Annotated in this window: 15 protein-coding genes and 1 pseudogene; 7 read left to right on the forward strand and 9 right to left on the reverse strand. The window is 70.9% G+C overall.

Annotated features, from left to right (window positions below; all coding sequences use genetic code 11):
• Nucleotides 1-22 precede the first annotated feature (22 nt).
• A complete protein-coding gene (locus V9U70_RS24035; RefSeq protein ID WP_336678458.1) occupies nt 23-424 on the reverse strand; it encodes an RNA-binding S4 domain-containing protein in 402 nt (133 codons plus the stop codon).
• 153 nt (nt 425-577) lie between these two features.
• Nucleotides 578-2,653, reverse strand: coding sequence for a PhoX family protein (locus V9U70_RS24040; protein ID WP_336678460.1), 2,076 nt, complete (start codon nt 2,651-2,653; stop codon nt 578-580).
• Nucleotides 2,654-2,969: 316 nt separating this feature from the next.
• On the opposite strand from V9U70_RS24040, the gene V9U70_RS24045 reads away from it, so the two are divergent.
• Together V9U70_RS24045 and metG are read left to right on the forward strand one after the other, a co-directional pair.
• Complete coding sequence (locus V9U70_RS24045) at nt 2,970-4,799, forward strand: VWA domain-containing protein (protein ID WP_336678462.1); 1,830 nt, start codon at nt 2,970-2,972, stop codon at nt 4,797-4,799.
• A 206-nt stretch (nt 4,800-5,005) separates the two neighbouring features.
• Nucleotides 5,006-6,619, forward strand: coding sequence for a methionine--tRNA ligase (gene metG, locus V9U70_RS24055; protein WP_336678464.1), 1,614 nt, complete (start codon nt 5,006-5,008; stop codon nt 6,617-6,619).
• 97 nt (nt 6,620-6,716) lie between these two features.
• Here the strand turns inward: metG and V9U70_RS24060 are convergent, their stop codons facing one another.
• Nucleotides 6,717-7,529 (reverse strand): L,D-transpeptidase family protein, encoded by an 813-nt coding sequence (locus V9U70_RS24060; RefSeq protein WP_419724019.1) that lies wholly within the window; start codon nt 7,527-7,529, stop codon nt 6,717-6,719.
• Between the two features lie 326 nt (nt 7,530-7,855).
• Complete coding sequence (aspS, locus tag V9U70_RS24065; protein ID WP_336678466.1) at nt 7,856-9,682, reverse strand: aspartate--tRNA ligase; 1,827 nt, start codon at nt 9,680-9,682, stop codon at nt 7,856-7,858.
• Nucleotides 9,683-9,879: 197 nt separating this feature from the next.
• On the opposite strand from aspS, the gene V9U70_RS24070 reads away from it, so the two are divergent.
• Entirely contained in the window at nt 9,880-12,006 is a 2,127-nt protein-coding gene (locus V9U70_RS24070; protein ID WP_336678468.1) for an ATP-binding SpoIIE family protein phosphatase, read from the forward strand.
• 108 nt (nt 12,007-12,114) lie between these two features.
• Here the strand turns inward: V9U70_RS24070 and V9U70_RS24075 are convergent, their stop codons facing one another.
• On the reverse strand, nt 12,115-13,071 hold the full coding sequence (locus V9U70_RS24075; RefSeq protein ID WP_336678469.1) for a pirin family protein: 957 nt from the start codon (nt 13,069-13,071) through the stop codon (nt 12,115-12,117).
• 261 nt (nt 13,072-13,332) lie between these two features.
• On the reverse strand, nt 13,333-13,791 hold the full coding sequence (locus V9U70_RS24080; protein WP_336678471.1) for an SseB family protein: 459 nt from the start codon (nt 13,789-13,791) through the stop codon (nt 13,333-13,335).
• A 167-nt stretch (nt 13,792-13,958) separates the two neighbouring features.
• On the opposite strand from V9U70_RS24080, the gene V9U70_RS24085 reads away from it, so the two are divergent.
• The 3 genes from V9U70_RS24085 to V9U70_RS24095 all read left to right on the forward strand — a co-directional run bounded on the left by V9U70_RS24085 (nt 13,959) and on the right by V9U70_RS24095 (nt 17,703).
• Complete coding sequence (locus V9U70_RS24085) at nt 13,959-15,785, forward strand: acyl-CoA dehydrogenase (protein WP_336678473.1); 1,827 nt, start codon at nt 13,959-13,961, stop codon at nt 15,783-15,785.
• A 298-nt stretch (nt 15,786-16,083) separates the two neighbouring features.
• On the forward strand, nt 16,084-17,382 hold the full coding sequence (locus tag V9U70_RS24090; RefSeq protein WP_336678475.1) for a M18 family aminopeptidase: 1,299 nt from the start codon (nt 16,084-16,086) through the stop codon (nt 17,380-17,382).
• A gap of 99 nt (nt 17,383-17,481) precedes the next feature.
• Nucleotides 17,482-17,703 (forward strand): DUF6458 family protein, encoded by a 222-nt coding sequence (locus V9U70_RS24095; RefSeq protein ID WP_336678477.1) that lies wholly within the window; start codon nt 17,482-17,484, stop codon nt 17,701-17,703.
• Between the two features lie 289 nt (nt 17,704-17,992).
• Here the strand turns inward: V9U70_RS24095 and V9U70_RS24100 are convergent, their stop codons facing one another.
• Together V9U70_RS24100 and V9U70_RS24105 are read right to left on the reverse strand one after the other, a co-directional pair.
• Nucleotides 17,993-19,840: an NHL domain-containing thioredoxin family protein gene (locus tag V9U70_RS24100; RefSeq protein WP_336678479.1), complete on the reverse strand. Its 1,848-nt coding sequence runs from the start codon at nt 19,838-19,840 to the stop codon at nt 17,993-17,995.
• 90 nt (nt 19,841-19,930) lie between these two features.
• The gene (locus V9U70_RS24105; RefSeq protein ID WP_419724024.1) at nt 19,931-20,608 is read right to left on the reverse strand and encodes a class I SAM-dependent methyltransferase; all 678 of its coding nucleotides are present in this window, start codon (nt 20,606-20,608) and stop codon (nt 19,931-19,933) included.
• Nucleotides 20,609-20,926: 318 nt separating this feature from the next.
• Here V9U70_RS24105 and V9U70_RS24110 point away from each other — a divergent pair.
• Nucleotides 20,927-21,337 (forward strand): annotated as a pseudogene (locus V9U70_RS24110) (XRE family transcriptional regulator); the annotation flags it as partial.
• 173 nt (nt 21,338-21,510) lie between these two features.
• Here V9U70_RS24110 and V9U70_RS30640 read toward each other — a convergent pair.
• Nucleotides 21,511-21,930, reverse strand: coding sequence for a recombinase family protein (locus tag V9U70_RS30640; protein ID WP_419724025.1), 420 nt, complete (start codon nt 21,928-21,930; stop codon nt 21,511-21,513).
• Nucleotides 21,931-22,170: the final 240 nt, after the last annotated feature.

Here is a 22,170-nt window from a genome sequence, read left to right on the forward strand (position 1 = left end):
CCCGGACCCACCGCACACGGTCTCAGCGCTCCGGTGGGATTCCTTGGAGGCGTTCCATCTCCCGGCGGTCGCGCTTGGTCGGGCGCCCCGCACCCCGGTCGCGCACCGGTACCTGGATCACGGCCTCCCGGGGCGGCGGAGGCGGACTGTTGTCCACGAAGCACTCCACGGCCACCGGCGGGCCGACCCTCTTCTTCACGATCCTGGAGACGACGACCACCCGATCCCGCCCCGCGTACCGCAGCCTCACTTCGTCGCCGACGCGCACCGCCTGGGCGGGCTTGGCCCGATCGCCGCCGACCTTCACATGCCCTGCCCGGCAGGCGGCGGCCGCCTGGGCACGGGTTTTCGTCAGCCGGACCGACCAGATCCACACGTCGACCCGGACGCTTCCCTCCGTCTGTGGCGCGTCACCGGAAACCATGGGACCGACTCTAATGCGGTGGGCGCGCGAGCGGCTTCCGCGATACCGCTCCACCCGCCCACGACGCGTCCGCGCACGGCGACACGACGGCGGTGCCGGTGCTCCCGGCAGCGGAAGCACCGGCACCGTGCCGAGCGGAGGGCTCAGAACCGGTCAGACGCCGATGTCGCGCCCGTCCTTGCGCCAGACGGCGACGACGGAGGGGCGGACGATCTTCCCCGGTCCGTCGGGCCAGGCGCTCGCCGGGTTCTCCACCGATGCCCCGTCGACCTCGCCCGGGTGCTGGACGGCGACCAGGACGCGGCGTTCCTGGATGACCGGTCCGCAGGTCTCCGCACCGATCGGAACCGTCAGGAACTGCTTCAGCTCACCCCGCCGGTCACCCTGCGTCGCCACTCCGAACAGCCCGTCGTGCGAGCCGAGCTTGTTGCCGTCCGTGGAGATCCACAGGTTGCCGTGGTCGTCGAACGCCACGTTGTCCGGGCACGAGATGGGGCTGACGTTCTCCTTGGGGAAGCCCGCGTAGTACGTCGACGGGTCGTCCGGGTCGCCGGCGACGAGGAACAGCCGCCAGGCGAACCCGTCGCTCGCCGGGTCGTCCCAGTTCTCCGCCAGCTCCAGGATCTGGCCGTGCTTGTTGTTGTTGCGCGGGTTCGCCTCGTCCGCACCGGGCTTGCCCGCCTTGCCGCGGTCGGAGTTGTTGGTGAGCGCCACGTACACCCGTCCGGTGCGCGGCGACGGCTCGACGTCCTCCGGCCGGTCCATCTTGGTCGCGCCGACCTTGTCACCGGCGAGCCGCGTGTAGACGTACACCTCGTCGGCGGTCATGCCGGGGACGTGCGAGGTGGTGCCGGTGGCCAGCGGAATCCACACGCCGCTGCCGTCGAACTCCCCGTCCTGGGGCAGCTTGCCGGTGCCGTCGATCTCGGTGGTGGGCGAGTCGCCGGTCAGCTTGGCGACGTACAGCGTGCCCTCGTCCAGCAGGGTCAGGTTGTGCTCGCGGGCGGCGCGCGAGTTCCCCTTCTTCATCCGCTTGCTGGAGACGAACTTGTAGAGGTAGTCGAACTTCTCGTCGTCTCCCATGTAGACGACCGGACGCCCGTCGGACGTCAGCCGGGGCTGCGCGGCCTCGTGCTTGAACCGGCCCAGCGCGGTGCGCTTGCGCGGGGTGGAGTCAGGGTCGTACGGGTCGAGTTCGACGACCCAGCCGAAGCGGTTGGCCTCGTTGGGCTCCTTCGACAGGTCGAACCGCTGGTCGAACCGCTCCCACTTGCGCTCGGTGGTGCCCGTGCCGATCCCGTAGCGCTTGTGCATGTCGGTGTTGCCGTGGGCGAAGTACTGGTTGAAGTTCTCTTCGCCGTGCAGCGTGGTGCCCCACGGAGTGGTGCCGCCCGCACAGTTGTTGAGGGTGCCGAGCACCGTACGGCCGCTGCGGTCGACGGACGTCCGCAGCAGCGGGCTGCCCGCCGCGGGGCCGGTGAGCCGGAACTCACTGGTCGCGGTGAGGCGTCGGTTCAGCGGGTGGCGGCCGACCGGGCCCAGCTTCCCGGTGCGGTGCTGCTCCTGGACGACGACCACGGAGAGTCCGTGAGCCGCCCAGGCGATCTCCACCTGCTCACGCGTCGGGTTGGCCGGATCGTAGTCGCGGAACATGAGGATCTCGTCCGTGTACTCATGGTTGGCGACCATCACCTGACGGCCGCGCTCGCCGCGCAGTGGGAGCAGCGACAGGAAGTCGTTGTTGTAACCGAACTGACCTGCCTGCGCCTTCGCGGACTGCTTGTCCGGGTCGAAGGCGGGCGCACCGCGCAGGATCGGCTCGCCCCACCGGATCACCACGTTCTGGGCGTACCCGTCGGGGACGGTCACCTTGTCGTCCTGGTTCGGCGCGACCGGCGAGAACCGCAGGCCACGCGCGCCGGACGTGCCCGGCCTGTGCGGCCACCCCGTCTTGTGGCCGTGGCCGTTGCCCGCGAGCGCGGCGGCCTCGGCCTGGGGCGCGTTCGGGCCGGCGAGCGCGGCGGTCCCGGCGGCGGTGGCGACGGTGACCACGGCGGCGGCACGCATCATCGAGCGCCGGGACAGGGCACCGGCGATGATGTCACCGGCATAGGCGTTGTCGCTGGTGTTCGGGGTCTCCTTGAAGCAGGCGTCCCCGCAGCGGAAGCGGCAGGTCAGCGCGGAACGCCCGCCCGGATGAGAGCTGATGAGCGGCAGCAGATTGCGCACGTGGGATTCCCTCCGTCTGTGTGTCGTGCGTGACGGTAGGACGGCCCGCACGCGGCCCGAGGGACTCCCGGTGAACGGAGGGTGAAGTCCGGGCCACCGCTGTTCCCTTGCTCCACTGCGGGCGCGAACGCGAGCGGGACCATGGACGTGTCCGTGGACTCGTTCCGGAATCGGTTTCGGCTCGGTTGACGCAGGGGCGGGCCGCACCGGCGAACGGCCAGATCCGGCCGCTAACCTTACGTATCCGTCCTGGCCAGGGATGAAATCATCCAGGTCGGACATTCACCGCACCCAACTCATGCGAAAGGCCTCGCCCATGGGCATTCGGAGCTTGCTGCGTAAGGTGTTCGGCCGCACGGAGCAGGACGAGCCGACCACGGCCACCGTCCCGCCCCAGGCCGAGCGCACCCAGCCCAAGGAGACGGAGCCGGAGACCGCTGCGGCCGCCGAGCCGACGGCGGAGCCGAAGGCGTCGATCCCGGCCCCGTCCTCACCGTCGTCGTCCGTCCCGTCGTCCCCGGCCGCCGTTTCCCCGGCTGCCTCGTCATCGGCGGCCGCCCCGGACGCGCCGTCCACCGGAGCCTCCCCCTCCTCGTCCGGCGGCTCCCCCGACGATTCCTCTGCCGATGCCACGGAGCGTGACCGCTCGCGCGCCGCCGACCTGGTCGCAGAAGCCTTCGACAAGGCGGCCGCCGCGTCGAAGCCGTCACCGACCGTCCCCGCGCAGGGGGCGGCTTCGGACACGAAACCGGGCACCGTTTCCGCTGCTGCTGAGGAGGCTCCGCAGGCAGAGGAGACCGCCGGGGCTCCCGCCGTGGAGAAGCCCGTCGCGGCAGGGCAGGCAGGGGCTGCGAAGGCCCCGGAGGAGCCGGTCAAGGCCGAGGCGCCCGTCGAAACCGCGGAGCCCGTCAAGGCTGACGAGACTGCCGAAGCCGGAGAGCCCGTCGCAGGCGAGGACGCGGCCAGGGCCGGGGAAGTGGGAGCGGACGACGACCCCGCCCACGCCGAGGTCCCGGCCACGGAGCCCGCAGCCATCACGATCGACCTCGACCTCGACGAGTCTCCGGCCCCGGAGCCGCTTCCGGTGGCGGCCCCGGCACCCGAGCCGGCCCCGACGCCCGAGCCGGTAGCAGAAGCCGAGCCGGTCACGGAGGCCGAGCCGGCAGCGGAAGCGGCGACCGTGGACGCTCCCCCCGCCGAAGCCGCTCCCCGGACCGCCGAGCCCGTCGAGCCCGTCGAGCCCGTCGAGCCCGTCGAGCCCGTCGAGAAATCCTCCCCGGCCGCGGAAGCCACGGAGGAGGCCCCCACCCGCCCGGAAACCTCCGAAACCTCCGAAGCCCCGGAAGCACTGGAAGCTCCCGAGGCCCCGGCCGCCCCCGAGGCCCCGGCCGCCCCCGAGGCCCCCGAGGCCGCCGAAGCGGCCAAGGTCCCAGAGGCCGCCCGGCCCGCCCCCGGCAAGCCCGCCACCTCTCTCGCCCGGGTCACCTCGCGCGCCCCGCAGCTCGTCGCCCCGTACAAGGCGGCGAAGGCGGCGCTTCAGGCACACGGGCTGACCGGTCTTCGCACCCGCGTCTACCTGGTGCTCGACCGTTCCGGCTCGATGCGACCGTTCTACAAGGACGGCAGCGCCCAGCACCTGGGCGACCGCACGCTCGCGCTCGCCGCGCACCTGGACGAGGACGCCACCGTGTCCGTCGTCTTCTTCTCGACCGACGTCGACGGCACCGGCACGCTCGAGCTCGCCGGCCACGAGGGCCGCGTCGACGAGCTGCACGCCGGGCTGGGCCGTCTGGGCCGTACGCACTACGAGCGCGCGATCGAGGAGATCGTCGCGCACCACGAGAGGACGGGCCCCTCCGCGCCGGCGCTCGTGGTCTTCCAGACGGACGGCCCGCCGGACGCCAAGCAGGCAGCCCGGCAGGCTCTCGCGGACGCCGCACGACTGCCGCTGTTCTTCCAGTTCGTCGCCTTCGGCGAGCAGGACGCCAAGGGCTTCGACTTCCTGCGGAAACTGGACGTGCCGAACGCCGGCTTCTTCCACGCGGGCCCGGCGCCGCGCGAGGTCCCGGACGCCGAGCTCTACCGCGAGGTCCTCGCCGCCCTGCCGGCCTGGAACGCCGCGCGCGAGTCCGACGCCGAGGCCTGATCGACCGACAGCCGTACGGTCACGGCGAGACCGCCGCCCTCCGGGCCCGGCGCCGCCGTGACCGTACCGCCCGCGCCGGACCGCTCGATCGTCACCCCGAGTCCCGCCCGAGGGCCCGCCTGCCGGGCGGCAGCGCTGCGCCCGGGCGTGCGGCGGCGGTCCCGACGAGGTGAGGGGCTCGTCCCCGGGCCGTTAGGATTTCGACCATGGCGGCCACTGGATTCGAGAAGCAGGGGGCGACGGCGTACTACGTCTCGACCCCCATTTACTACGTCAACGACGCTCCTCACCTGGGCCACGCCTATACGACCGTCGCAGGCGACGTGCTCACGCGCTGGCACCGCCAGCGCGGCGAGAAGGTGTGGTACCTCACCGGCACGGACGAGCACGGTCAGAAGATCATGCGCACGGCCGAGGCGAACGACGTCACTCCGCAGGCCTGGTGCGACAAGCTCGTCGAGGAGGCGTGGAAGCCCCTCTGGGAGCATCTGAACATCGCCAACGACGACTTCATCCGGACGACGGAGAAGCGGCACACCGACCGTGTGCAGGAGTTCGTGCAGGACCTGTACGACAAGGGCGAGATCTACAAGGGCGGGTACGAAGGCCCGTACTGCGTGGGGTGCGAGGAGTACAAGCTCCCCGGCGATCTGATCGACGGCGAGGGCGAGCTCGCCGGGCAGAAGCTCTGCCCGGTCCACAAGAAGCCGGTGGAGCTCCTCAAGGAGGAGAACTACTTCTTCAAGCTCAGCGAGTACGGCCCGAAGCTGCTGGAGTTCTACGCGGCCAACCCCGGCTTCATCCAGCCCGAGTCGGCCCGGAACGAGGTCGTGAACTTCGTCGAGCAGGGCCTCCAGGACCTGTCGATCTCTCGCTCGACCTTCGACTGGGGCGTCCCCGTGCCGTGGGACGACCAGCACGTCATCTACGTCTGGATCGACGCGCTCCTCAACTACGCCACGGCCGTGGGCTACGGCGCCAACCAGGAGAAGTTCGACGGCACGTTCCCGGCGAACGTGCACCTGATCGGCAAGGACATCCTCCGCTTCCACTCGGTGATCTGGCCCGCGATGCTGATGGCGCAGGGCCTGCCGCTCCCCGGCAAGGTCGTCGCCAACGGCTGGCTGATGGTCGGCGGCGAGAAGATGTCCAAGTCGAACCTGACCGGGATCAAGCCGCAGGACCTGACCTCTCACTTCGGCGTGGACGCGTACCGCTGGTACTTCCTGCGGGCCATCGCCTACGGCAGCGACGGATCGTTCTCCTGGGAGGACTTCTCCGCCCGCTACACCTCAGAGCTGGCCAACGACTACGGCAACCTCGCCTCGCGCGTGGCGGCGATGGTCGGCAAGTACTTCGGCGGGGCGCTGCCGGAGGCGACCGCTCCCGGTGACGCCGAGCGGGCCGTGCAGGAGGGCCTGGCGAAGGCCGTGGCGACCGCCGACCGGAAGATCGGCGACGAGCTGGACTTCCAGGCCGGCATCCTGGCGATCTTCGACTTCGTGAAGCAGGTCAACGGCTACATCACGGAGCAGGAGCCGTGGAAGGTGGCCAAGGACACCACCGCGGAGGGCCAGGCCCGCCTCGCGACGATCCTGTACACGGCCGCCGAGTCGCTGCGCGGGGTCGCGGTCCTGCTGAACGCCGTGATGCCGGATACCTCGCAGAAGCTGTGGGAGTCCCTGGGCGCCGGGGAGTCCCTGGGCGCACTGGCCGACCAGCGGGTCCAGGACGCGGGCGCGTGGGGCGTGCTGCCCGCCGGTGCGACGGTCACCAAGGGCGCGGTGCTGTTCCCGCGTCTGGAGGAGAAGCCGGCGTAGCACCGCCGTGTGTACGTCGGGAGCCCGGGACCGAGAGCGCGGTCCCGGGCTCCCGACGTACGGGGGTCGGCCGCCGCGGCTCGCCGCGTGCCCCGGCTCAGCGGCTGAGCGTCTCCGCGTCGCCCATCACGATCACCGGTCTCCTCACCGGGTCCAGAGTGCGCAGGAGCTCCTTCATCCGCTGCTCCGGGAGGGAGACGCAGCCCTGGGTGGGGCCCCCGTGGTCGACGTGGAGCCAGATGCCGCCGCCGCGTTCGAGGCCGAGCGGGCGCGTGCGGTCCAGCGGGCTGGCGCCTTCCCTGCGGTTGTAGTTGATCGCGACCACGTAGTCGAAGGAGCCCTCCAGCGGCTCTCCGAAGAACCCCTCGCCGTCCACCGCGAAGCGGGGGTCCTCGTCATAGGGCAGCAGCGCCCCCGGGTCGGGGTGCCGACCGCCTGCGTCGGTGAGCGAGTAGACCCCCGTGGGGGATCTGAGGTCGCCCGCCACATGGTGGTCGGTCCAGCCCGCCATCCCGTTGTGCGCCTTCCACGGGCCGGCCGCGGCCTCCCAGCCACTCGCGGGGCCCTCGCTGCTGTAGAGCACCACGCTGGACTGGTTGGCGTCGACGCCCTCCCCCGTCACGACGAGCACCTGCCGGGCCTCCTCGGGGATCCGCGCCGCGGTACGGGGGCCCAGGCCCGGGATCGCCGTGGGACGGGCGGCGGGCGGAGCGGACGGCGGAGCAGTACCGGGCGGGGCCGGACGTGCGGACGCGGGGTCCGACTGCGGGCCGGGGGCCCCGCGCGGTACGGAGGGTGCGGGCTCCTGGGCCGCGCAGCCGGTGAGGAGCAGAGCCAGCAGGACCAGCAGGGCCGTAAGGCGCGGAGCGGCGAGCGGCGCGGTGCGTGGGCGATTCGGGACGGACGACACGGTGACGGGCTCCTCGGGTTCCGGCTGACGACTCGGCACTCGACACGCTGCACGCGGCTGTCGGCTCCATCGGCGTGTGATGCGCCCGAAGGCCGGCGCCCGGCCCCGTCAGGGGTGCCTCGGTGCCAGTCCTTGCCCGGCCCGGTCCGGCCGAACCCGAACCGGGGCCATACGGCTGTACCGCGTCGCCCTCGGGGCGGGGGCTCGGCACCGCCCGCGACGAAACAGCCCCCGATCAGGTGATCGGGGGCTGTTCCACGTGAAACATCCGCGTCCGGCAGCCGGTCCGCCAACCGGCCTGCGCAGCGGAGCCGCGCTACGCGGGACTACTTCTCCGCAGGCGTCACCGCGGACTCCACGTTCTTCTCCGGGGTCTTCTCCGCCTTGTCCTTCGCGGCGACCGGCTTGCGCAGCTGGATGTTCAGCTCGCGCAGACGCGTCTCGTCGAGCTCGGTCGGGGCGCCCATCATCAGGTCCTGGGCGTTGCCGTTGAGCGGGAAGGCGATGGTCTCGCGAATGTTGGGCTCGTCGGCGAGGAGCATCACGATGCGGTCGACGCCCGGGGCGATGCCGCCGTGCGGGGGGGCGCCGAGGCGGAAGGCCCGCAGCATGCCCGCGAACTCGTGCTCAACGGTCTCGCGGTCGTAACCGGCGATCTCGAAGGCCTTGAGCATCAGCTCGGGCTCGTGGTTGCGGATGGCGCCCGAGGACAGCTCGATGCCGTTGCAGACGATGTCGTACTGCCAGGCGAGGATGTCCAGCGGGTCCTTCTCCTCCAGGTCGGCGAGGCCGCCCTGGGGCATCGAGAAGGGGTTGTGCGAGAAGTCGACCTTCCCGGTCTCCTCGTCCTTCTCGTACATCGGGAAGTCGACGATCCAGCAGAACCGGAAGACGCCGTCCTCGAAGTGTCCGGCACGCTTGGCGGCCTCGACCCGGACGGCCGACATGATCTTGGATACCTCGTCGAACTCGCCCGCGCCGAAGAAGACCGCGTGCCCCGGCACCAGCGAGAGGCGCTCGGTGAGCGTCTTGACGTCGGTCTCGGTGAGGAACTTGGCGATCGGGCCGGCCAGCGTGCCGTCCTCGCCCACTCGCACCCAGGCCAGTCCCTTGGCTCCGTGCTCCACGGCGTACTCGCCGAGGCCGTCGAAGAACTTGCGGGACTGTCCCGCCGTGTCCGGGACCGGCAGCGCGCGGACGTGCTTGCCCGCGAAGGCCTTGAACCCGGAGTCGGCGAAGACGTCCGAGATGTCGACGAGCTCCAGCTTGGCGCGCAGGTCCGGCTTGTCGTTGCCGTACTTCAGCATCGACTCGCGGAAGGGGATGCGCGGGAACGGCGAGGTGACCTCGCGGCCGTTGCCGAACTCGGTGAAGAGCTCGGTCATCAGCTTCTCGATCGGCTGGAAGACGTCCTCCTGCTCGACGAACGACATCTCGACGTCGAGCTGGTAGAACTCGCCGGGCGAGCGGTCGGCGCGGGCGTCCTCGTCACGGAAGCAGGGCGCGATCTGGAAGTAGCGGTCGAAGCCGGAGATCATCAGCAGCTGCTTGAACTGCTGGGGGGCCTGGGGCAGCGCGTAGAACTTGCCGGGGTTCAGCCGGGAGGGGACGACGAAGTCACGGGCGCCCTCGGGGGAGGTCGCGGTGAGGATCGGGGTCGCCATCTCGTTGAAGCCGAGGGCCACCATCTTGGAGCGGATGGAGGCGATCACGGACGAGCGCAGCATGATGTTGCGGTGCATGCGCTCGCGGCGCAGGTCGAGGAAGCGGTACTCCAGACGCCGCTCCTCGTTGACGCCGTCCTCGGTGTTGATCGTGAAGGGCAGCGGGCCCGCCTCGCCCAGCACCTCGACCTCGGTGACCTCGATCTCGATGTCACCGGTCGGCAGCTCCGGGTTGACGTTGTCGGCGCCTCGCGCGGAGACCTTGCCGTCGACACGGACGACGGTCTCCTTGGTCAGCTTCGCCAGGGCATCGTTCCCGGGGGTGCCGGGACGCGCGACGAGCTGCACCAGACCGTAGTGGTCGCGCAGATCGATGAAGAGGATGCCACCCAGGTCTCGGCGATTGTGCAGCCAGCCGCTCAGCCGGACGTCGGTGCCGACGTCAGAGGCGCGGAGCTCGCCGCAGGTGTGGGACCTGTACCGATGCATCGTCGTTCATCCAGTCTTCGCGGGTCGGAGGGTGCCGTGCCAGGCGTCGTGACCCCGGTCATGGTCCGCCGGGCGCCCCCTCGGGGTGGATCGAGCCACCCCAGGCTACCGCCCGGGGCCGTCCCGCTTCATTTTCGCGGCCTCTCCCTGCGTCTCCTCGGTGGCGTGCGCGGATCACATCTCCATAAAGTGGGGCAATGCGCACCGAGGACGTCCTGGCCGCGATCGCGACGGGCCTGTGGCGCTGGGACAACGCAGCCGGCACGGTCACGCTCGACGCGGAGGCCGCCCGGCTGCTCGGCCTGCCCCCCGTCCCCGGCACCCACCGGGAGTCCGCGGTGCGCGCCCATTTCCACCCGGTCGACTGGAACGAGGTCTACGCGGTGGTGAACCTCGCGGTCGCCGAGGGCACCCTCGCCGAGGCGCGGATGCGGGTCGTGGACGAGCGCGGGCAGGTGCTCCGCACCGTGCGCAGCCGCTCCAAGCCGCTGATCCCCGAGGGGCGGGACATCGGCGGCTACGTCCTCATCGGCACCCTCCAGGAGGTCGCGGAGCCGCAGCCCGGCTCCGCCGCGGCCGCCCGCACCCCCATCACCGGGGACTGGCGCCGCTCCCGGGAGGCGTTCCTGCTGGACGCCGGGCGCGCGCTGGCGGAGGCCCGGTCCACGGAGGAGGTGCTGCGGGTCGCCGCTTCGCTGTCCATGCCCGGGTTCTCCCCGGACGGGCTGGCGGTCTTCGGCTCGGCCGGGGAACGGCTGACGATCATCGGGCACCACGGGCACAACGCGGGCGACGATGAGCCCTTCACCGACATGCCCCTGGAGACCGACTACCCGGCCGCCGAGGTCGTCCGCACCGGCCGCGCGATCTATCTCCCCTCCCCCGACGACTACCGCCGCCGCTACCCCGCCACCTGGCCGCTCGCCCGGCGCTTCGGGCGGCAGTCCTGGGCATTCCTGCCCCTGGTCTCCTCCGGCCGCACGATGGGCGCGTGGATGGCCGGGTTCCGGCATCCGGTGGGGTTCTCGCCCGACGAGCGGGCGGTTCTGTCCACGGTCGCCCGGATGCTCGCCCAGGCCCTCGCCCGGGCCGGGGTCGCCGAGACGGAACGCGCGCTGTCGCTCGGACTCCAGCGCTCGATGATGCCGACCCTGGGGCCGGACATCCCGGGCATGACGGTGGCCGCGCGGTACGTGCCGACCGGCGGCGGGCTCCAGGTCGGCGGCGACTGGTACGACATGATCCCGCTGCCCAACGGCCGTATCGCCCTGGTCATCGGCGACGTCCAGGGCCATGACGTGCGGGCGGCCGGGCTGATGGGCCAGCTCCGCATCGCCCTGCGCGCCTACGCCTCGGAGGGGCACCGCCCGGACGCGGTGCTCGCCCGGGCCTCGCGCTTCCTCTCCGGGCTCACCGACGCGTACGAGGGCGTGGAGAGCGACGAGGAGCCCTCGGCGGCGCGCTTCGCGACCTGCCTCTACGCGGAGGTGGACCCGGAGACCGGCACGCTGGACATCGCCCGCGCGGGCCACCCGGACCCGGTGGTGGTCAGCGCGGACGGGACCGCGGTGATCCGGCAGACGGCGGGCGGGCTGCCGCTCGGCGTCGAGACGGACTCGGACTACCCCACCACCCAGGTGGTGCTGGAGCCCGGGGAAACGATCATGCTGTGCACGGACGGCCTCATCGAGACCGGTGGGCACGACATGGCCACCGGCTGGACCCGGCTGCGCCCGGTCCTGGAGGAGCCGGTCGAGGACCTGGAGCAGATGGCCGACGCCCTGGTCCAGGCCGTGCACGGGCCCACCTCGCACTACACGACGGGGCCGCTCGCGGACCGGCGGGAGGACGACATCGCGGTCCTGGTGCTGCGGCGCGAGAGCGCCCCGGCCCGGCAGACACCGCCGCGCCGCAGCGTCCTGACCATCGCCCAGGCCGAGCCCGAGCAGGTATCCGTGGCGCGGCAGCTCGTACGCGAGCTGCTGCACGACTGGAACGACCCGGAGCAGGTCGACTCGGCGGTGCTGATGGTCTCCGAGATGGCTACCAACGTGCTCGTCCACACGGACGGGGACGCGCTGATGATGGCGGAGGTCTCCGGGGAGCGGGGCGAACGGCGGCTGCGCATCGAAGTCGCCGACGCCAGTGACGAACTGCCGCACAAGCGGCGGCCGGGGGAGATGGCGTCCAGCGGGCGGGGGCTGGTGCTCATGGAGATGCTGGCGGACGTGTGGGGGGTCGATCCGCGGGGCGGGGGGAAGTCGATCTGGTTCGAGCTGTGCGAGCCGGCCAAGCAGGGGGAGCCGGCGGAGGCGGCCCCCTGACACCGGCTGTCCCGAAGGGCGCGTCCCGTGCGGGGGCCGGGACGCGCGCCGCCCCCGCACGGGACTGCGCGCGTCAGCCGCCGGGAGCGGGGCGGGGGCCGGGCCCGCTCACATGCCGTGGACCGCCGGAACGGTGCCGAGGCGGCCCGCCTGGAAGTCCTCGAAGGCCTGCTTCAGCTCGGCCTGGGTGTTCATCACGAAGGGCCCGTAGTGCGCCATCGGCTCGCGGATCGGACGGCCGCCGAGAAGGACGACCTCCAGGTTGGGGGCGTTGCCGTCCTGCTGCTCGTCCGCCCGGACGGTCAGCGAGCCGCCGGCGCCGAACACCGCGGTCTGCCCGAGGCGGACCGGGCGGCGCTCGGCGCCGGCCGTGCCGCGTCCGGCCAGGACGTAGGCGAGCGCGTTGAAGTCCTCGCGCCAGGGCAGGGTCACCTCCGCGCCGGGCCGGACGGTGGCGTGGATCATCGTGATGGGCGTGTGGGTGATGCCCGGCCCCTCGTGCCCGTCCAGCTCTCCGGCGATGACCCGGAGCAGCGCGCCGCCGTCGGGGGAGGCGAGGAGCTGGACCTGCCCGCCGCGGATGTCCTGGTAACGGGGGGCCATCATCTTGTCGGAGCCGGGCAGGTTGACCCAGAGCTGGAGGCCGTGGAAGAGGCCGCCGGACATGACGAGCGACTCCGGCGGAGCCTCGATGTGCAGCAGGCCGGAGCCCGCGGTCATCCACTGGGTGTCGCCGCTTCCGATGGTGCCGCCGCCACCGTTGGAGTCCTGGTGGACGAAGGTTCCGTCGATGAGGTAGGTGACGGTCTCGAAGCCGCGGTGCGGGTGCCAGGGGGTGCCCCGGGGCTCGCCCGCCGCGTAGTCCACCTCACCCATCTGGTCCATCATGATGAACGGGTCGAGGTGCCGGTAGTCGATCCCGGCGAACGCGCGTCGCACCGGGAAGCCCTCGCCCTCGAAGCCGCTCGGCGCGGTCGTGACGGTGAGCACGGGACGGGCCGCGGCGTCACCCGAAGCCGCCACCTTGGGCAGGGTCAGCGGGTTGTCGACGGTCACTGCGGGCATGGAAGCCACCTCCGGGCGAGTGTTCTGCGATCAATTTAGTTGAACAGTGAACATCTTGCAAGGCGTGCGGCATTCCCCCCGTGTCGTGACGGGGTCGGGGCAACGGCGGCCGACCGGGGCCGGACCGCGCCGGCGGGCCCTCCCGGACGACAGCGAAGGCCCGCGCCGGATGCGGCGCGGGCCTTCGCCCTCGGGGCGCAACCGCGGACTCGATCACGCGCGAAGCCGGACGACAGCCCCGACCGCGCGTACGACCGACGCTCAGCCGTACATACGGCGCATCGCGAAGTCGACCATCTGCTCCACCGCCTTGGCGTCGAAGACCATCCGGTGCTCGCCCTCCATGTCGAGGACGAAGCCGTAGCCCGTCGGCAGCAGATCGATCACCTCGGCACCGGTGATCACGAAGTACTTGGAGTCCTTGCCCGCGTACAGCCGCAGCTCCTTGAGCGTGGTGAACATCGGGATCACCGGCTGCTGCGTGTTGTGCAGGGCCAGGAATCCGGGGGTGTCGCCGCGCGGGCAGTAGACCTTCGACGAGGCGAAGATCTGCTGGAAGTCCTCCGCGGCGAGGGAGCCGGTGGTGAAGGCCCGTACCGCGTCGGCCAGGGAGGGCGGGGACGGTTCGGGGTACAGCGGCTGCTCCGCGTAACCGCCGCCCATCTGACCCATCTGACCCGCCTGCTGCTGGGCACCAGCGTTCTGGTCGTAGCCGTACATGCCGCAAAGAGTAATCGGACACATCTGCGGCTTGAGGGGTTGCGCCTTATTACTGACGGGTAGCATCATCGTAAGGGTCTGCTGATGGACCTACGCCAGCCTGTCGCCCGACCCGCATCACTCCCCGGGGCGCTGCGCGCCACTGCTATTGATTACGGAGCCTTCCCATGGGGCACTACAAGTCGAATCTCCGCGACATCGAGTTCAACCTCTTCGAGGTCCTCGGGCGCGACAAGCTGTACGGCACCGGCCCGTTCGCGGAGATGGACGTCGACACCGCGAAGAGCATTCTGGAGGAGATCGCCCGCCTCGCGGAGAACGAGCTCGCCGGCTCCTTCACCGACGCCGACCGCAACCCGCCGGTCTTCGACCCGGAGACCAAGACCGCGCCGGTCCCGGAGAGCTTCAGGAAGTCGTACCAGTCCTTCATGGACTCCGAGTACTGGCGCCTGGGCCTGCCGGAGGAGATCGGGGGCACCACCTCGCCGCGCTCCCTGATCTGGGGTTACGCGGAGCTGCTGCTCGGCTCGAACCCGGCGGTCTGGATGTACTCCTCCGGCCCCGCGTTCGCCGGCATCCTCTTCGAGGAGGGCAACGAGGAGCAGAAGAAGATCGCGGAGATCGCCGTCGAGAAGCAGTGGGGCTCGACCATGGTGCTGACCGAGCCGGACGCCGGCTCGGACGTGGGCGCCGGCCGGACGAAGGCCGTGCAGCAGGAGGACGGCTCCTGGCACATCGAGGGTGTGAAGCGCTTCATCACCTCGGGCGAGCACGACATGTCCGAGAACATCATCCACTACGTGCTGGCCCGCCCCGAGGGCGCCGGCCCCGGCACCAAGGGCCTCTCGCTCTTCATGGTGCCGAAGTTCCACTTCGACTGGACCACCGGCGAGCTGGGCGAGCGCAACGGCGTCTACGCCACGAACGTCGAGCACAAGATGGGCCTCAAGGCCTCCAACACGTGTGAGATGACGTTCGGCGACCAGCACCCCGCCAAGGGCTGGCTGGTCGGCGACAAGCACGACGGCATCCGCCAGATGTTCCGCATCATCGAGTTCGCCCGCATGATGGTCGGCTCGAAGGCCATCGCCACGCTCTCCACCGGCTACCTGAACGCGCTGGAGTACGCCAAGGAGCGCGTCCAGGGTCCCGACCTGGCGAACTTCATGGACAAGACCGCGCCCAAGGTCACCATCACGCACCACCCCGACGTGCGCCGCTCGCTCATGACGCAGAAGGCGTACGCGGAGGGCATGCGCTCCCTCGTGCTGTACACCGCCTCCGTGCAGGACGCGATCCAGGAGAAGGAGGCCGCGGGCGAGGACGCCAAGGCGCTGAACGGCCTCAACGACCTGCTGCTGCCGATCGTGAAGGGCTACGGCTCCGAGAAGTCCTACGAGCAGCTGGCGCAGTCGCTCCAGACGTTCGGCGGCTCCGGGTACCTCCAGGAGTACCCGATCGAGCAGTACATCCGCGACGCCAAGATCGACACCCTCTACGAGGGCACCACAGCGATCCAGGGGCAGGACTTCTTCTTCCGGAAGATCGTCCGCGACCAGGGCGCCTCGCTCAACACGCTCTCCGAGGAGATCAAGAAGTTCCTCGCGAGCGCCCAGGACCACGAGGAGCTGGCCCCGGCGCTGGAGTCGCTCGCCAAGGCGGCCGTGGACCTGGAGGCGATCGTCGGCACGATGATCACCGACCTCACCGCGACCGGCGAGGACGTGAAGAACATCTACAAGGTGGGGCTCAACACCACCCGCCTGCTGATGGCGTCCGGTGACGTCGTCGTCGGTTACCTGCTCCTCAAGGGCGCGGCCGTGGCCGCCGAGAAGCTGCCGACCGCCGCCGCCAAGGACGTCGCCTTCTACCAGGGCAAGATCGCCGCCGCGAAGTTCTTCGCCGCGAACGTCCTGCCGGGCGTCTCGACCGAGCGCGCGCTCGCCGAGTCCGTCGACAACTCGCTGATGGAGCTGGACGAGGCCGCGTTCTAGGACGCCTGCTCAGCTCGTCGGCCAGAGCCGCCACCCGGACGTCGTCCCGGTGGCGGCTCTGTCGTAGCGGCCGGGCACGCCGCGTGCGCGGCTTCCGACCCCGTTCCGGGGAGGGGCCATGGCCGCCGAGGCACGCCCCGAACGGCCCCCGCTGCGCCGGTGCCCGCCGCGGCCTCCCCCAGCTCTCCGCCTCCTACGCCGGCGACGCCCTCCTGACCTCGGCCGACGCGGTACAGAGCCCCCTGCGTCCCGTCCGCCACCGGATACCGGCCCCCGGTTCCTCGTTACAGTGAAGAACATGAGTTCTCCCCTCCGGTTCGACCGTGCGCACACCGATGACCTGATGTCCTTCCTGGCGGCCAGCCCGTCCCCGTACCACGCCGTGGCCAACGCCGCCGCGCGGTTGGAGGAGGCCGGCTTCCAGCAGGTCGAGGAGACCGCCGCATGGGACGCCACGGCGGGCGGGAAGTACGTGCTGCGCGGCGGGGCGATCGTCGCCTGGTACGTGCCGGAGGGCGCGCGGGCGCACACACCGTTCCGGATCGCCGGGGCGCACACCGACTCCCCGAACCTGCGGGTGAAGCCGCTGCCCGACACCGGCGCGCACGGGTGGCGGCAGATCGCCGTCGAGATCTACGGCGGCACCCTGCTGAACACCTGGCTCGACCGCGACCTCGGCCTCGCCGGGCGGATCTCGCTGCGGGACGGCACCCACCGACTGGTCAACATCGACCGTGCGCTGCTGCGCGTGCCGCAGCTGGCCGTGCACCTGGACCGCTCGGCCAACACCGAGGGGCTCAAGCTCGACCGGCAGAAGCACATGCAGCCGATCTGGGGACTCGGCGACGTGCAGGAGGGCGACCTGATCCGCTTCGTCGCCGAGGAGGCCGGCGTCGACGCGGCGGACGTCACCGGCTGGGACCTGATGCCGCACGCCATCGAGCCGCCGTCGTACCTGGGCCGGGACCGCGAGCTGGTCGCCGGCCCCCGGATGGACAACCTGCTCTCGGTGCACGCCGCGACCGCGGCGCTGGCCGCCGTCGCCGGGCAGCCCGACGCCAAGATCCCGTACATCCCGGTGCTGGCCGCCTTCGACCACGAGGAGAACGGCTCCCAGTCAGACACCGGGGCGGACGGACCGCTGCTGGGCTCGGTGCTGGAACGCTCGGTGTTCGCCCGCGGCGGCTCCTACGAGGACCGGGCCCGCGCCTTCGCCGGCACGGTGTGCCTCTCCTCGGACACGGGCCACGCCGTGCACCCCAACTACGCGGAGCGACACGACCCGACGCACCACCCGGTCGCCAACGGGGGGCCGATCCTCAAGGTCAACGTCAACATGCGGTACGCCACCGACGGCAGCGGGCGCGCGGTGTTCGCCGCGGCCTGCGAGAAGGCGGGCGTGCCGTGGCAGAGCTTCGTCTCCAACAACGCGATGCCCTGCGGCACGACCATCGGACCGATCACCGCCGCCCGGCACGGCATCCAGACCGTGGACATCGGCGTCGCGATCCTCTCCATGCACAGCGCGCGCGAGCTGTGCGGCGCCGACGACCCCTATCTGCTGGCGAACGCGCTCACGGCGTTCCTGGCGGGCTGACCCTCCGCCAACTGCCCCTCGGGACATGGTTGTCGCCGGGCCGGGTACGCGACCCGTACACCGACTCGGAGTCACCGGGCGGTTGAGGAGGCGGTATTCATGGGGCTCGGAGGATGCATTCTTCTGATCGGGGCCGGCGCGATCCTGGCGTTCGCCACCGACTGGAAGATGGACAACGTCAACGTCGACCTGGTCGGCTGGATCATGATGCTCGTCGGGCTCGTCGGGGTCTTCGCCTACGCGAGCATCGCGCGGCGTCGCCGGATGATCGTGCCGCCCACCACCGCGGTCGTCCCGGAGGACGAGCGGCACTACCCCTGACGCCCTGCGACGACGCCCGACGCCCGGAGCGGCCCTGAAAGCCGCCCCCCGAACCGGCGGTGCTGCGTCGGCCCTGCCGGACGCCAGACCTGCCCGACTCGCAGCGGGCCGAGGAACCGCTGATGCCGGGCGCCGACAGCACGACACGGGTGCCCGGCCCGCGCCCACGGGAAGCCCGGTGAGCGCCGCCGCGTACGCTCCCCGCCGCCGAGCGGCGCACCGCGTCCCACCGATCCGCTGCCCCGGGCGCCCCGCGGCTTCCCCGGGCGCGCCGTCGGACCGGCCGTGCTCAGCCCTGCTCGTCCATGCCCGCCAGCACCAACGGCAGCCGGGGCGTCCCCTCCGCGGTCACGCGGACGGGGACGCCCCAGTCCTGTTGGTGCACATGGCAGGCCGGGTACTCGTTGGCCGGGTCGTCGTCGCAGGACGCGGCCATAGCGGAGACATGCAGGACGCCCTCGGTGGTCTTCTCCCCGAGGATCAGGTCCCGTCCGAGGTCCGTCCCGGCGCCGGCCCCGTCCGCCAGGAGCTCCGGCGGGGTCGCGGAGACCAGCAGCCGGGTCGAGGGCCCGTAGCGGGTGTCCAGCTTCTGCCCGGCGGGCGCCTGGAAGACGACGTCGAGCCTCAGGACGCCCGGTGCGATCTCGGTGGCGGCCCGCTGGGTGCGGTGCGCCTGGTCGGCCACGCGTACGGATTCCTCGGGCAGCCGGAGGCGGGTCAGCCGGTGGCGGGCGGACTCCACGACGACCAGGTCGCCGTCGACCAGCACCGCGTCGCTCGGCTCGCGGACGTCGGTGGCCAGGGTGGTGACCTCCCCGGATGTCGGGTCGTACCGGCGCAGCGCGTGGTTGTACGTGTCGCTGATCGCGACCGAGCCGTCGGGGAGCGCGGTGACGCCGAGCGGGTGCTGGAGGAGCGCCTGTTCGGCGGCGCCGTCACGGTGGCCGAAGTCGAAGAGGCCGGTGCCGACGGCGGTACGCACCTGTCCACCCCGGTCGATGTGGCGCAGGGCGGACGTCTCCGAGTCGGCGACCCAGAGCCGCTCGCCGTCGACGGAGACGGCAAGCCCGGACGGCTGGGCGAACCATGCCTCGTCGGCCGGCCCGTCGACCAGGCCCTCGTTGGTGGTCCCGGCCGCGACGCCCACGCTTCCGGCCTCCGGATCGTACGTCCACAGCTGGTGCACGCCCGCCATGGCGATCCACAGCCGGTCCGCGAACCAGGCGACGTCCCACGGAGAGGAGAGGTCCACTTCGCGGGCCGGGCCGCTGGTCGGCGTCCCCTGCCACCACTGGCGGCCGGTGCCCGCGAGGGTCGTCGTCACGCCGGTGGCGAGGTCGAGGGCCCGGATCGCGTGGTTGACGGTGTCCGCGACGGCGATCCGCCCGTCGGGGAGCGACGCGAGGCCCTGCGGTTCGCTGAACCGGGCTGCGTCGGGGCCGCCGTCGGACAGGCCGCGGTCCCCGGTGCCGAAGCGGCGTCGTACGGTCTCGCCGTCGGCGTCCAGCTCGACCAGCCGGTGCCGGGTGGTGTCCGAGACGAGGAAGCCCCCGTCGGGCAGGAGAAGGGCCTTGCCCGGGAAGCGCAGGTGTGTGGCGACGGGCTCGGGCGCCACGTAGGGGCCGTCGCCCCGGCGGAGCGTGCCCTTGGCGGCGTGCTCCGTCTCCAGCTCCTCGACCAGCTTCTCGATGGCGTGAGCGTGGCCCTCGCCGGCGTGCTGGGCGACGACATAGCCCTCGGGGTCGATGACGACGAGGGTCGGCCAGGCCCGTACGGCGTACTGCTTCCAGGTGGCCAGCTCGGGGTCGTCGAGGACCGGGTGGTGGACCTCGTAGCGCTCGACGGCGTCGACGACGGCCTGGTGCTCCGCCTCGTGGACGAACTTCGGCGAATGGACGCCGATGATCACCACGGTGTCGCGGTGCTTCTCCTCCAGCTCGCGCAGCTCGTCCAGGACGTGCAGACAGTTCACACAGCAGAACGTCCAGAAGTCCAGGATGATGATGCGTCCTCGCAGGTCAGCGAGGGTGTACTGCTGGTCGCCTGTATTGAGCCAGCCGCCCTTGCCGATGAGTTCGGGGGCGCGGACACGGGCACGGCGGGGCGCGGGGGTGGGCGCCGGGACAGCATCGTTCATGTTTCAAGCTTGCCATTGACCCATGAACACCGGATCACGGACGTACGACGCCGTTGCCCTGCGCAGCTAAGGGATCCGCTGCACCACGGACTAGCTTCCTTGGACGCCCCGGACGAACAGGGTTCCTGTGCGCCGACTACCGGGGGGTGGGGCAAGCACGGACGCTGATACGTCCACGAAGCCGTGTTCCTTGAGAATGAGCGCCCACACATCGGGTTCGTAGTCCCACCGCTTGACGACAGCGGGGTCTTCTTCGGGCCCGCGCGGGATGTATGACGCTTGGCAGCCGTAGCACCCTTCAACCGGGGGTCGCTGGGAGAAGGCGAAGACGCCACCTGGCTTGAGGTTCGCGTGAACCATAGGCAGCAGTAGACCGGGGTCGGTGAACCAGGCAGCGCCGAAGACGCTGTAGACAGCATCGAAGATCGTGAACGTGTCTCCGAGGTAGGTGAGCGCGTCGACCTGGTGGAGTTCCATCTCGTCCACGCCCGGCCACCGCTCGCGTGCCTTGTCAAGCTGCTTGGCGGAGAGGTCGATCCCGATGGACTTCATGCCGAGCGTTGCGAGGTGAGCAGCGTTTCCTCCAGACCCGCACCCGAGGTCGAGTGCGCTGTCTCCCGGGTTGAGCTTGAGCACGTCGACCCGGGGGCCGTGGTCCGGGTACTGGGTCCAGTTGAACCATGTGGTCTCGCCCTTGGCGTTGGTCTTCCGCCGCTGGGGCTTGCTCTGCGAGTAGGTGTCCCATGCGGTGCTGCGAGCGTCAGTCACTACCTGTCCGTTCTCGTTCACGGCGACAGCCGCCCGGCACGATACCGGGCGGCTGAAGCTCTCGTGGGTCAGTCGCTCCGCTTGAGCCGGAGCTACTTGGCGACGGGGCTGTCGGAGCAGCCCGCGTAGCTCTGGGTGCAGTCGGCTACGCCGTTGATCGGCCAGAACTCCGGGTCCACGTCGAAGCCGGCCGATCGGAGCATCCCGGCCGTCCGACGCATCGCGGCCCGGCCCTCGGCCGGGTTGTGGCCGTTGTTGCGGTCGGGGACGTGGTGGATGAATCCGCCGCCGAGCGCGTCGCAGACCTTGGCGTAGTCCTTTTCGGGAGTGTGGCTCAGCCGCTACGAGTTCTTCTCTTCGAGCCGGGGCGACTCGTACGAGGGTAAGCACTACGTAGTGATCGTCCAGCATGGGAACCGGCTGACCGTTCAGAGTCTGCCTGGGGCGAGCAGCAACCCGGACAGCCCGCTCACGCTAGATCTGACCGTTGATCGCAACGTGGTCACGGGTACGTGGGTCGAGCAGACTGCCGCAGACGGCTACTACAACGGGGCTCGCTACCACGGGGCCATCCAACTCCTGGTCGAGCCGACCGGGCGGCGTATGGCCGGGAAGTGGGTCGGCTTCGGCAAGGACTTCGACGTGAATACCGGCCCCTGGGAACTGCGGCTGGTGGACCGGTCCACGAGCAAGGCGACGCTGGAGAGGTACAGCCAGCCGCCGGAGTGACATCCGACGGGGCACCTGATGGGCCGAAGACCCCACGGGGTGGGGCCTTCGACGGGCTTTGCAGGGCGTCAACTGTGCCGCTCTCGCGCCTTCGGCGGTCGATATGCGCTGGTGCTCGTTCAGCAGCCGGGCGATGTGGACGAGGGCCTTCCCGGACAGCGCCTCGTCGGCGATCAGGCGGGCGTAGACGGCGGTCTCGGGGTCGTGAACGAGCTTCTTCGCCTCCGGGTCCACCAGCAGCCCGTAAGGCGGCTGTCCGCCGATCCACTGGCTCCGCTGGCGTAGGTACCGCTTGGCGTTGCCGACGCGCATTCCAAAGTTGCGGGACTCGTTGCACGCCAGTCCCGCCAGCATCGCGATGGTGACCCGGGCGCTGTCGTTCTTCGTGCCGAGGCCGTCCAGACGGAGACCAGCCGTCCGCCGACCCGGCCTATGTCGTCCAGCGCCTTGCCGACCTCGCCGATGCCCTTGCGGGGCAGGCGGTCGAGCTTCCAGACGATCAGAACGCCTACGACGCCGGCCGTGGCTGCTGTGATCGCCGCATCGAACCCCTTGCGGCTGACGTTCTTGTAACCGGAACGTCCACGGTCGATGTGGACCTTGCGGACGGTGAGTCAGTTGCGCTCCGCCCATGCGCGGCAGTCGGCTTCCTGGCGGTCGATCGCTGTCTTGCCCTCCCGGTCCAGGGACAGGCGCAAGTACAGTTCAGCAGTGGTGTGTTGGTGCGCCCTCCCAACGCTAGCGAAAAGTGCTCACATTGATTCAGGAAATCCAGAAGTCCAGGATGATGATGCGTCCTCGCAGGTCAGCGAGGGTGTACTGCTGGTCGCCTG

This window comes from Streptomyces pratensis (assembly GCF_037137275.1).
Classification (GTDB): Bacteria; Actinomycetota; Actinomycetes; order Streptomycetales; family Streptomycetaceae; genus Streptomyces; species Streptomyces pratensis_B.